The sequence below is a fragment of the Agrobacterium sp. genome (assembly GCF_059499945.1).
The window spans coordinates 106029-117996 of record NZ_JCABZP010000022.1; the positions used below are offsets into that span (position 1 = coordinate 106029).

The 11968-nt window shown below is 61.8% G+C and carries 12 protein-coding genes; 6 read left to right on the top strand and 6 right to left on the bottom strand.

Annotated elements, in window-relative coordinates:
- Positions 1-68 precede the first annotated feature (68 nt).
- From nadA to AC5I5B_RS25005, 6 genes are all read left to right on the top strand, one after another.
- On the top strand, positions 69-1040 hold the full coding sequence (gene nadA / locus AC5I5B_RS24980; RefSeq protein WP_060723428.1) for a quinolinate synthase NadA: 972 nt from the start codon (positions 69-71) through the stop codon (positions 1038-1040).
- Complete coding sequence (locus AC5I5B_RS24985) at positions 1037-2608, top strand: L-aspartate oxidase (protein WP_111834572.1); 1572 nt, start codon at positions 1037-1039, stop codon at positions 2606-2608. The genes nadA and AC5I5B_RS24985 overlap by 4 nt, the downstream gene beginning before the upstream one ends.
- Position 2609: 1 nt before the next feature.
- Entirely contained in the window at positions 2610-3467 is an 858-nt protein-coding gene (gene nadC / locus AC5I5B_RS24990) for a carboxylating nicotinate-nucleotide diphosphorylase (RefSeq protein ID WP_111834573.1), read from the top strand.
- 144 nt (positions 3468-3611) lie between these two features.
- Positions 3612-3863 (top strand): GlsB/YeaQ/YmgE family stress response membrane protein, encoded by a 252-nt coding sequence (locus AC5I5B_RS24995; RefSeq protein ID WP_003508605.1) that lies wholly within the window; start codon positions 3612-3614, stop codon positions 3861-3863.
- 12 nt (positions 3864-3875) lie between these two features.
- A complete protein-coding gene (locus AC5I5B_RS25000; RefSeq protein ID WP_111834574.1) occupies positions 3876-4292 on the top strand; it encodes a DUF3597 domain-containing protein in 417 nt (138 codons plus the stop codon).
- Between the two features lie 22 nt (positions 4293-4314).
- Entirely contained in the window at positions 4315-4503 is a 189-nt protein-coding gene (locus AC5I5B_RS25005) for a hypothetical protein (RefSeq protein ID WP_003508603.1), read from the top strand.
- 233 nt (positions 4504-4736) lie between these two features.
- On the opposite strand, the gene cydX is transcribed toward AC5I5B_RS25005, so the two are convergent.
- The 6 genes from cydX to AC5I5B_RS25035 form a co-directional block, all read right to left on the bottom strand.
- Positions 4737-4859 carry a cytochrome bd-I oxidase subunit CydX gene (cydX, locus tag AC5I5B_RS25010; RefSeq protein WP_003508602.1) on the bottom strand — a complete coding sequence of 41 codons (123 nt, stop codon included), beginning with the start codon at positions 4857-4859 and terminating at the stop codon, positions 4737-4739.
- Positions 4860-4881: 22 nt separating this feature from the next.
- Positions 4882-6039 (bottom strand): cytochrome d ubiquinol oxidase subunit II, encoded by a 1158-nt coding sequence (cydB, locus tag AC5I5B_RS25015; RefSeq protein WP_111834575.1) that lies wholly within the window; start codon positions 6037-6039, stop codon positions 4882-4884.
- Between the two features lie 6 nt (positions 6040-6045).
- Complete coding sequence (locus AC5I5B_RS25020; protein WP_111834576.1) at positions 6046-7623, bottom strand: cytochrome ubiquinol oxidase subunit I; 1578 nt, start codon at positions 7621-7623, stop codon at positions 6046-6048.
- Between the two features lie 67 nt (positions 7624-7690).
- Positions 7691-9382: a thiol reductant ABC exporter subunit CydC gene (gene cydC, locus AC5I5B_RS25025; protein ID WP_111834577.1), complete on the bottom strand. Its 1692-nt coding sequence runs from the start codon at positions 9380-9382 to the stop codon at positions 7691-7693.
- Positions 9379-11103 carry a thiol reductant ABC exporter subunit CydD gene (gene cydD / locus AC5I5B_RS25030; protein WP_423753530.1) on the bottom strand — a complete coding sequence of 575 codons (1725 nt, stop codon included), beginning with the start codon at positions 11101-11103 and terminating at the stop codon, positions 9379-9381. Before cydD ends, cydC begins: the two co-directional genes overlap by 4 nt.
- Before the next feature lie 80 nt (positions 11104-11183).
- Positions 11184-11762 carry a GbsR/MarR family transcriptional regulator gene (locus tag AC5I5B_RS25035; protein ID WP_020010012.1) on the bottom strand — a complete coding sequence of 193 codons (579 nt, stop codon included), beginning with the start codon at positions 11760-11762 and terminating at the stop codon, positions 11184-11186.
- Between the last annotated feature and the right edge of the window lie 206 nt (positions 11763-11968).

Genomic DNA, 11968 nt, shown 5'->3' on the forward strand with positions numbered 1-11968 from the left:
ATATACTCACAATGAGAATATCTCTTTGTCCTGGATATACTCAAACAGAGTATAAATGGGAGAGTGCCGTGAACGAACAGATATCCGCCGCAAGCCTCTATGATCGCGTCGCCCGGGTGATTCCCAAGGCCGAATGGATGGGCTTTCAGGACGATGTGGATGCGATCCTCGAGTTGAAGCGCAAACGTAACGCGGTCATCCTCGCCCATAATTACCAGACACCGGAAATCTTCCATGGCGTCGCCGACATCGTCGGCGACAGCCTTGCCCTTGCCCGCAAGGCGATGGAGGTGGAGGCGGATGTGATCGTTCTCGCCGGCGTGCATTTCATGGCCGAGACGGCAAAGTTGCTCAATCCGCAAAAAACCGTGCTCATTCCGGATATGGGCGCGGGCTGCTCGCTGGCGGACTCCATCACGCCCGAGGACATTGCCCTTCTGCGCAAGGCCTATCCCGGCGTTCCGGTTGTCACCTATGTGAACACGTCCGCTGCGGTGAAGGCGGCCTCCGACATCTGCTGCACGTCAGGCAATGCCCGCCAGGTGGTGGAATCGCTCGGCGTGCCGCGCGTGCTGATGCTGCCGGATGAATATCTGGCGAAGAACGTGGCGAAGGAAACCAATGTCGAGCTGATCGCCTGGCGTGGCCATTGCGAGGTGCATGAGCTTTTCACCGCCGATGACATCAGAGAACTCAGGGAGAGCCATCCCGGCGTCACCGTGCTGGCGCATCCGGAATGTCCGCCCGATGTCGTGGAGGCTGCAGATTTTTCCGGCTCCACCGCCGTCATGTCTGACTATGTCGGGCGCGAGCGCCCCGCCCGCGTGGTGCTTCTGACGGAATGCTCGATGAGCGACAATGTCGCCGTGCATCACCCGGATGTCGAATTCATCCGTCCCTGCAATCTCTGCCCGCATATGAAGCGCATCACGCTTGGCAACATCCGCACAGCCCTTGAGGAAAACCGCCACGAAGTGACGGTCGATCCGGCCATCGCCGTCGCCGCCCGCCGCGCCGTGGAAAGGATGCTGGAAATATGAGCGAGCGCCTCTCGTCGCATGCGGGCTGGACGGTCATTGTCGGCAGCGGCATTGCCGGCCTGATGGCGGCGCTGACGCTTGCGCCGCAGCCTGTGCTGCTTATCACACGCGGCGTTCTCGGCGGCGAGACGTCCAGCGCCTGGGCGCAGGGCGGTATTGCGGCAAGCCTCGGCCCCGACGATAGTGCAGCCCTCCACCTTGCCGATACGCTCGCCGCGGGTGACGGCCTCTGCGATGCTGAAATGGCCGCAGAGATCGTTTCCGCCGCCCCCGCCGTCATCGAGGCGCTGGAGCAGGCGGGGGTGCGCTTTGACCGTGATGCCGCGGGCAGGCTCCTCTTCGGGCTGGAGGCCGCCCATGGCAGAAGGCGCATCCTGCATGCCGAAGGTGACGGTTCGGGCGCGGCCATCGTCAGGGCTCTCGCCGCCAGCGTTCTTCGCACGCCCTCCGTCACTGTTCTGGAAGGCACGGAAGTGCGCCGCCTGCTGACGGAAAACGGCGCCATCGCCGGTCTCGCCTGCATCGGCCCCAAAGGCTGCTTCACTTTGCCGGCCACACAGGTCGTTCTCGCCACCGGCGGCCTCGGCGGGCTTTATGAGGCGACGACCAATCCATCCGGCAATTTCGGACAGGGCATCATGCTCGCCGCCCGCGCCGGCGCCATCCTCGCCGATATGGAATTCGTCCAGTTTCACCCGACGGCGCTTTCCTCGCCACGACGGCCGCTGGCGCTGGTGAGCGAGGCCGTGCGGGGCGAAGGCGCGCTTCTACTTAATGAGAACGGCGAACGTTTCATGGCTGATGTTCCGGGTGCGGAACTTGCCTCGCGCGATATTGTCGCCCGCGCCATCGACCGCGAAATGCTGCGCGGCGGCAGGGTCTTTCTCGATGCCCGCAAGGCGCTCGGCTCGGGCTTTTCCACCCGTTTCCCCTCGATCAACCTGCTCTGCCGGGAGGCAGGGATAGACCCCGCCCGCGAACTCGTGCCGGTCCGCCCGGCGGTGCATTATCATATGGGCGGCGTCGCCACCGATGGCAGAGGCCGAAGCTCGTTGCCGGGCCTTTGGGTTGCCGGCGAAACCGCCTGCACGGGGCTGCATGGCGCGAACCGGCTTGCCAGCAATTCCCTGCTGGAAGCGGCCGCCATGGGCATGCGCGCAGCGGAAGACATCGCCGGCAGACGTACTTATGCTGGAAAACAGCCAGCTGATATCGCAACTTTCCCCACACCTGACTTCCCGGCAGTCGACCTCTCTCCCGTCCGGCCCATCGTTTCCCGCCATCTCGGCATCGTAAGACATGCGGAAGGATTGGCCGGTGCGATCCGTGACCTCCTGCCATTGGCGGAGCGGAACGGCGCGGCATCCGATCCCGCCCTTGTTGCCCTTGCCATCGCCGTCTTCGCGGCGCTGCGCACGGAATCTCGCGGTGCGCATTTCCGCGACGATTTTCCCGAAAAGGGCGCAGCGGCGACAAGGCGCAGGCTGAGCCTCAGCGACGTCCTCGCCATCGCCCACGAATTTTCCTCTTCCAGCCATTCTTCGGCCAGCCTTGCGCGGAGCGCCTGACATGATCCTTTCTCCCCTGCCACGCCTCATCATCGAACCGCTCGTGCGCAACGCCCTCCTGGAAGACCTCGGGCTGGCGGGCGATATCACCTCCGCCGCCGTCATTCCCGCCGATCATCGCTCGGTCGTCGTCATGGCTGCGCGCGAACCGGGCGTTATTGCCGGTCTCGATGCGGCGGACCTTGCTTTCCAGCTGGTAGACCCGGCCATCGCGATGAAACGGCATGTGCAGGATGGGGCAACCGTGGCCCCCGGCGATATCATCGCGACGATCGAAGGCCCCTCGCGCGGCCTTCTGACGGCGGAGCGCACGGCGCTGAATTTCCTTGGCCACCTGTCGGGCATCGCCTCCGTCACCGCAAAAATCGTTGCCGCCATTGCCGGCAGCAAAGCCTCGGCCGCCTGCACCCGTAAGACGACGCCGGGGCTGAGAGCACTGGAAAAATATGCCGTGCGCGCCGGCGGCGGCATGAACCATCGTTTTGCGCTCTATGACGCCGTTCTCATCAAGGACAACCATATCGCCGTGGCCGGCGGCGTGCGCGACGCCATCCGCCGCGCCCGGCAGGGCGTGGGGCATCTCGTCAAGATCGAGGTGGAAGTCGATACGCTTGCGCAGCTGCGTGACGTCATGGACGAGGGCGTCGATGCGGTTCTCCTCGACAATATGGCCCCCGAACAGCTGCGCGAGGCCGTAGGGATCGTCGCCGGTCGCGCCATTACCGAAGCGTCCGGCCGCATCAATCCGCAAACGGCCGCGGCCATCGCCGCAACCGGCATCGACCTCATTTCCGTCGGCTGGCTGACCCATAGCGCACCGGTTCTCGATATCGGGCTGGATTTTGAGAGCCAGGGTTGAGTTTGCGATAGCGTGCACGCCGCACGGAACAAAAGTTCCGCGTCATCGTTAGTATCCCGCCTGGGGTCAATTCAAGGCGGGGGGACGTGCGCAAAAAATGCGGGTCCAGTGCCTTCTGACCTCTTTAGAAAGGAAAGGCCTGTTATGGAAGACGCACAAGTTGGCTGGATTGCAGCAATCATCATCGGCGGCGTAGCCGGATGGCTCGCGGAACAGTTCATGAAAAGCAATATGGGTGTTTTCATGAACATTATTCTCGGCATTATCGGCGCCATCGTCGCCAATTTCCTTCTGGGGCTCGTGGGCATTTCGCTCGGAGGCTGGATTGGCTATCTCATCGCCGGTTTCATCGGCGCCTGCATTCTCATCGCCATCGGGCGGGCATTTCGCCGCTAAGGGGAGGACACCATGAGCTTTTTCGACAAGATCAAGAACGCGATTTTCGGCAAGGCCGAGGCCGCACCTCAGACTTCGGCTCCGGCCGGAACACCGTCGACCACCGCCAGCCCGACCACAGCAAGCCCGGCCGCGCCCGCTCCGACAGCGGCGGCTCCGGCACCTGCCGGCAATGTCGACGTCGCTTCGATTCTGGATGCGGCTGTCAAGAAGAACGGCCAGAAGCTCGACTGGAAACGCTCCATCGTCGATCTTCTCAAGGCTCTCGACCTCGACAGCAGCCTGACGGCCAGAAAGGAACTCGCCGGCGAGCTCGGTTATACCGGCGACACCTCGGATTCGGCGACCATGAACATCTGGCTGCACAAGACCGTCATCAAGAAACTGTCCGAGAACGGTGGCAAGGTTCCGGCCGACCTTCTGGATTGAACCGATAAACGGGAGAGCCGCGATGGACGACTATTCCAGCCTCCGAGAGCAGATCGGCCAGGACCTCGACACCCTGCACAGGACCGAGCATCCGAAGTCGATCTTCGAGATCGCCGACGACTATCTTCTGGGAAATCCAAATCTCAACAGAGTCATCGTCGAAGACATCATCAAGGAAGAAGCGGACAAGCGCGGCATCGCGATCCACTGAAGCCGCGCATCGCAGGCACGGCTGTTGTAACAAAAGGGCGGCATCCTAACCGGATGCCGCCCTTGTATATTTGGCAGAGTTGCATCATCCGCACTCCGTCACCCCGGACCAGATCCGGGGTCCAGCGCGATCAAGTCCTTGATCGCAAAAAGACTCTTCTCACGGCGCAGACGCGCCGTGGCTGGATGCCGGATCTAGTCCGGCATGACGGAGGAGAGGTTTTCGCCAAAGCTTTATTTATCCAGCTTCGCTTCGGCCTTTTTCGCGTTTTCTTCCATCAGCTCATACCACATCGCGTTCATGACGGCGAAGATGGCGGCGAGAGGCAGGCCGAGCAGCCAGGCGAAATACCACATGTTCGATCTCCTTCTTTCTTGATCAATAAGCGTGACCGCTGTCGTCGCGGATCGCCTTTTCGTCCACCTTGCCCCACAGCACGCGATAGACCCATGATGTATAGGCGACGATGATCGGGATGAAGATGAGGGCGACGACCAGCATGATGAACAGCGTCATATGGCTGGACGATGCATCCCATACCGTCAGGCTCGATTTCGGATCAACCGAGGACGGCAGGATGAAGGGAAACATCGCTAGCCCTACCGTTGAGATGATGCCGAAAATGGCGAGCGAGCTGGAAAGCAGCGCCAGCACCTCCTTGCGGGCCCTGAACAAGATGAAGGCCACGAGCGGGAAGACAAGACCGAGCGCCGGCGCCAGCATCATCCATGGATGCGCCGCATAGTTGGAAAACCAGACGCCGCTTGCGACCTCGACCGTCTTCGACAGCGGATTGGACGGACCATCGGTCACGATGTCAGAGGTGAAGCGATATCCATCGATACCGAGCCACAGAAAGACGCCGCCGAGCGCAAACAGAACTGACGTGGCAAGGGCCGCGATGCTGCCAAAAGCGCGGGCGCGGGCCGCCACCGGACCATCCGTCTTCAGCACCAGCCATGCCGCACCATGCATGATGAGCATGGCGACGGATACGAGGCCGCAGAGGATGGCGTAGGGGTTCAGAAGTTCGAACAGCGTCGTGCCGTCGTAGAAAATCCTGAGGTCGTCATTCAGGTGGAAGGGAACGCCCTGCAGCACATTGCCGATCGCCACGCCGAAGATCAGCGTGGGAACGAAGCCGCCGATAAAGAGCGCCCAGTCCCAGCCGGTGCGCCATGCGGTGCTTTCACGCTTGGAGCGATATTTGAAACCGACCGGCCGCAGGATCAGCGCAAACAGGGTGGCGAACATCGCCAGGTAAAAACCTGAAAACGACACCGCATAAAGCGGCGGCCAGGCGGCGAAGATCGCGCCGCCGCCAAGGATGAGCCAGACCTGATTGCCTTCCCAGACCGGGCCGATGGAATTGATGACGACACGCCGCTCGATATCCGTTTTCGCAACGAAGGGCAGCAGCGCGCCGGTGCCGAGATCGAAACCGCCGGTAACGGCGAAACCGATCAGCACCACGCCGAGCAGCAGCCACCAGATAACGCGGAGGATTTCGTAGTCGATGAGTTGGTGCAATATCATGATCGTTTACTCCGCAGCGACGAGTTTTTCAGGAACGAGCGGCGCTTCCGGCTCATGGTCCGGATCAGGCCCCTTGCGGATCGCCTTCAGCATCAGCCCCATCTCGACGATGAACAGCACCGTGTAGATGGCGATGAAACACAGGAGCGTGATGAGGACCGTAGAGGCGCTGAGGCTGGAAACGGCCGCCGCTGTTGGCAACACGCCCTCGATAATCCATGGCTGGCGGCCGAATTCGGCCACGACCCAGCCCATTTCCGCCGCGATCCACGGCAGCGGAATGGCGAAGACCGCCACTTTCAGCAGCAACGGATAATGATCCAGCCGGCGGCGGGCCGAAAGATAAAAGAACGTCGCCGTCAGAAGGATGAAGAACATGCCAAGGCCGACCATGATGCGGAACGCCCAGAACAGTGTCGGCACATGCGGAATGGTATCCGCCGCAGCTTTCGCAATCTGCTCTTCGCTCGCCTGGCGCGGATCATCGACATATCGTTTCAGCAGCAGGGCATAACCAAGCTCGTGGCCGAGTTCCGCAAAGGTGCCGCGCACCTCTTCGGGCAGTTGCGCGCCTTTACCGGTGGCGCGTATCTGCATCAGCGCGTCATAGGCCTTGATGCCGTCGCGGATGCGGGTCTTGGCCTGCTCCACCAGATCGTTGATGCCCGGAATTTGCGTATCGAGCGAGCGGGTGCCGATAAGACCCATCACCCACGGGATCTTCACCGCGAAATGCGTCTCGCGCGCTTCCTGATCGGGAAAACCGATGACCGTGAAGGGTGCCGGGGCCGGCTCGGTTTCCCACATGGCCTCGATGGAGGCGAGCTTCATCTTCTGGTGTTCGGTCGAGAGATAGCCGCTTTCGTCACCCAGCACGACGACCGACAGCGCCGATGCGAGACCGAAGGAAGCGGCGACCGTCATCGAACGCTTGGCCAAATCGACATGGCGGCCTTTCAGCACATACCAGGCCGAAACGCCGAGCACGAAGATGGAGGCCGTCACGTAACCGGCGGAAACCGTGTGAACGAACTTCGCCTGCGCCACCGGGTTGAACAGGACCTCGAAGAAGTCAGTCACTTCCATGCGCATGGTCTGGGGATTGAAGGCGGAGCCCGTGGGGTTCTGCATCCAGCCATTGGCGATCAATATCCATAGCGCCGAAAAATTCGAGCCGAGCGCCACGCACCATGTCGCGACGAGATGGCCGAGTTTTGATAATTTATCCCAGCCGAAAAAGAACAGCCCGACGAAGGTGGCTTCCAGGAAGAAGGCCATCATGCCCTCGATCGCCAGCGGCGCACCGAAAATATCGCCGACATAGTGGCTGTAGTAGCTCCAGTTCATGCCGAACTGGAATTCCATGACGATGCCGGTGGAAACGCCAAGCACGAAGTTGATGCCGAACAACGTGCCCCAGAATTTCGTCATCTGCCGCCAGATCGCGCGGCCGGTCATGACATAGACCGTTTCCATGATGGCGATCACCACCGACAGTCCGATCGTCAGGGGAACGAACAGAAAGTGATACAAAGCCGTCACCGCAAATTGCAGGCGCGACAGCGCCACTATGTCGAGTTCCATAGTCTTACCCACCTTTTCCGGAAGGCCGGCCTTCCATTTCAAAGACGACGCCGGCTCTCAAAAAATCTCAGTCCGGGCGCAGTGTCTTCAGCACTACGCCGTATTCCGGGGCGCCGCTTTGACATTCATCAAATTGACGCCCCTCTTTCAGCACGATGATGCGCTCGGCAAATTCCGCCTCGCGGCGATTATGGGTGATCATCACGACAGTCTTTCCCTGCGCCCTGGCAAACAGCCGGGTGAGGACGTCGCGGGCAGTCTCGCCGTCGAGCCCCTCCGTCACCTCGTCGAGAAGCCAGAGCGGCCGGTCGGCGAGCAGGAAACGGGCGAGCGCCAGCCGGCGCGACTGGCCGCCGGAAAGCCCCTGGCCTGCCTCACCAAGCCTTGTCTCCAGCCCGGCGGCCAAGGATTTGACATGTTCGGCAAGGCCTGCCGCCGTCAGCGCATCCCACAATTCATCCGCGGTTGCGGCGGGTTTCGCCAGCCGCAGATTGTCGGCGATGCTATCGCGAAAAAGCTGGCTGCGTTGCGTCATAAGAGTGGACGGCAGCGCGCTAACCGTGCCCGCAGCCGGCCGCAATTCACCCGCCAGAAGCTGGATGAGGCTCGTCTTGCCCGCGCCGCTCGGGCCGACGATCGCAACCCTCTCCCCGGCAGCGATTGCAAGGTTGATATTCGTCAGGACCGGATTGTCGTTCCCCTCCCGCTCCAGACGCACATCTTCGAGTTTTGCCGCCATCCCGCTGACCGGCAAGACGGGACAGCGACCCTCAACCGTTGCCGAGAGACGCGGCGCGATGCGCCGTGCGGAGAATAGCGTACGCCCAAGTTCCATCGCCCCACGACGCAGCGCCGTGAAAGGCTCCAGCGCAGCAAAACAGACGAGCAGCCCGAGCGCCGCAGCAGGCGCGCTCACCGCCCCCTGTTCCGCAAGCCAGGCCATGCCGAGAAGGGCTGCGCTCAAAAGAACGGCCGCTGCAACTCCGAAGGAAAAACCGGCATTGGTCTCGATACGGTTCAGGCTATCGTCACAGGCAGAGAGGTAATCATCCGCCCGTTTCACCGCCGCGACCTGCGCGGAAAGGCGGCCGGTGGTCAAGAGCTCCGTCTGTCCGCTCACGAGGTCGGCCGTGCTGGCCCGAAGCGCTTCAAGCCCGATTGCCCGGCGGCGCGAGAATGTTTCCGCGCGCAGGGCGGAGCGCGCCGAAATTCCAAGCCCCGCCACGATCAGGAAAGCTGCCGCCAGAATGCCGGCCATCGGATGGAGAAAAGCAAGCCCGAAGCCTGTTGCAATCGCGGCGAGGATCGCCACGGCGGCGGGAACCAGCACGCGCAGATAAAGCGAATCAAGCGCGTCTATATCCGCCGTCAACCGGTTCAGCAGGCGGGCAGGCCTTGCCTCCAGGGATTTCGCGGCCTGCGGCGCGGCAAAACCGCGAAACAGTTTTTCCCGAAGGGCTGCAAGCACGGAAAGCGTGGCTTCATGGGTGGTCATGCGCTCGCCATAGCGGGCGGCGGTGCGCGCCAGCGCCAGAAGACGAATGGCGGCCGAAGGGGCAAAGACATCGAAAGCATAGGCCGTTGCGGGCAGAAGACCGGCAATCGCCGTTGCGGTGATGAACCAACCGGAAACGCCGAGAAGGCCAATGCCCGCCAACACCGTCGTTACCGCCAGAACCGCGCCCGCCAGCAGCATGCCGCGCCGCGCCGACCAGAACAGGGCGATAACGGGTCTCAATATCGCAAAACGCGCGATCATGGCTGCCCCCTCGAATGGATCGCCGTCATATCCACGATCCTGTCCATGCGCGCCGCAAGCACCGGATCATGGGTCGCGACGATCAATGTCCTGCCATTTGCCAGTTGCAGCAGGTTATCCGTGACGAGAGCAGCCGTTTCCCGGTCGAGATGGGCTGTCGGCTCATCGGCCAGAACAAGCTGCGTGGCGGGGTCTGCGAAAGCGCGCGCAATGGCAAGCCGCACCGCCTCCCCGCCTGAAATGCCATATCCGCCATCACCGATCTGCAGATGCCGGCGTGCATGCGTCAATTCATCGAGCCCTGTGCGGCGCAGCGTCTCTTCCACCATGCCATCACTGACACCGGAACGACCGAAACGAATATTCGCCTTCAGCGAACCGGCAAAAAAGAACGGCTTCTGGCTGACCCAGCCGATCGTCCTGCGCAGCCCATCGGCCGTCGCATTGTCGAGCTTTACGCCGCCGATCCTGATCGAACCCTCTCCAGCCTCGGCCAACCCGGCAATCAAGGAGAGTACAGTGGATTTGCCACAACCGGAAGGCCCGAGAATCGCAACTCGCTCACCCTGTTGAACCGTCAGGTTGAGATTTTGGATGACAGACCGGGCGTTCGGATAAGCAAAGGAAAGATTGTCGATCTCCAAGAGGCCGGGCGTCGGGGATGGGACAGACGCCACATCCGCACCCTCTCCCGCGATGGCCGCACCACCAGCCGTCAGTTTGCCGAGCGCATCAAGCGCCGCTTCGCCGGCCGCGCGGTCGTGCCAGACGGCGGAGAGTTCCCGCAGCGGCTCGAAAAAGGCCGGCGCCAGAAGCAGGATGAAGAGACCTTCGGCTAGCGTCAGCTTGTGGCCCCAGGCGCCGAAATCCAGAAAACCGAGCAGATGAAAACCGATATAGACGGCGGTCATGGCAACGCCGAGCGCTGCGAAAAGCTCCAGCACCGCAGAGGAGAGAAAGGCGATCCTGAGCACCGCCATCGTCCGCTTCTTGAGGTTCTGCGCATCGGCGCTGAGACGCTCCGCCGTCAGATCGACGGCTTCGAGCGTGCGGATCGTTTCCAGCCCGCGCAGGCGATCAAGCAGGAAGGCATTCATATTGCCCGTCTCGGCAAGCTGCTTTTCACTGGCGGCCTTCGCCTGCCAGCCGATGAGCGCCATGAAAAGAGGGATGGTTGGCATGGCGAGCAACAGCACCAGCGCCGCGATCCAGGTAAATGGCAGGATCGCCAGCACGAAAACCAGGGGAATGATGGTGGCCTTCATCCGCGCCGGCTGGAAACGGGAAAGATAGGGCACCAGCGCTTCCGCCGCCTCAGCCACGACGCCCGCCGCCTCACCCGAGGCGGTGCGCGACAGATCGAGCGGGGAAACCTTCGCCACAGCCTGCAGCGCTTCCAGCCGCCGTTGCGACAGCACCGCGCGGGCGGCACGAAACGACAGCCGCGCCGCCATCTTTTCCAGCCACGCCTTGACGAGGCCGAGGATGAGAACCGCAGCGGCGGCCGGCACGATCGCCATCATCGGCGCGCCATCGGCAATTCTTCCGACGGAAAAGGCAAGCAAAGCCGCCTGCGGCAGCCACAGTAAAGCCGCCAGCACATGCAGCAGGGCAACGGATCTCCCCACCACCGGCGCGCGTGTCATTTTCGCCCGCCCGTCGGCTCTGTTGCGGGAGGTTCTGCGGTTGGCGTTGCGCCGACGCATCGCATCGGGCGAGATTGCAGCCGGCGCGGGACAGACTGCGCCGTCACCGTCGGCCCCCTGGCGGATTTCCACTGACATGCTCACGGCCGCTCTCCTCACCCGTCCTTCTTCGCGCCACGGGGTCTGGCGAGGGAGACGATCCTGTCCTTGGCCTCCAGCAGCTTCGTGACCTTCGAACCGAGCGCGAGAAGCGACGCCAGCCTTTCCGTCTCCAGCCGCTTCACATCGTCATACCAGCCGGTGAGCTGCTCGATCAGCGTCTTCATCTCATCGATGCGCTTTTGCGCATGCCGCTCATCTTCGTTTTCCGGCGTCTCCATCAGAATTTCACGCAGCACGCTGAGCGTCGGATCGATCTCGCGTTTCTTGCGCTCCTCGGCAAGGGTGCGGAGAATTTGCCAGACATCGTCAGGCGTCGTGAAAAAATCGCGCCGGTCGCCGGGAAAATGCTTGAGAATTGCAAGGTTCCACGCCTGCAGCTCCTTCAGGCTCATCGACACGTTGGAACGGGAAATGCCAAGCGCCTCCACGATATCGTCCGCACACAACGGCTGCGGCGAAATGTAAAGCAAAGCATAGACTTGGCCGACGGTGCGGTTAATGCCCCAGCGGCTGCCCATCTCACCGAAATGCAGCACAAAGGACTGAACGAGCGGGGAGAGATTGGTTGGCATTTCTTTGTTTCCTGAATTTTCAGTAATTTCTGAAATTTCGATAACGCAAAAAAAGACAGGCGGCAAATCACCTTTTTGACCTGCGTCAAAATGTGCAAATGGGCAGAGACGACATCGGTGAAGATGCTCGTGGGCGCAGCCAGGGCAAAATATGCGGCAGTCGTGTTGGGGCTTTATGACAGGCTGGGCGTTTGCTCGGGTTCGTC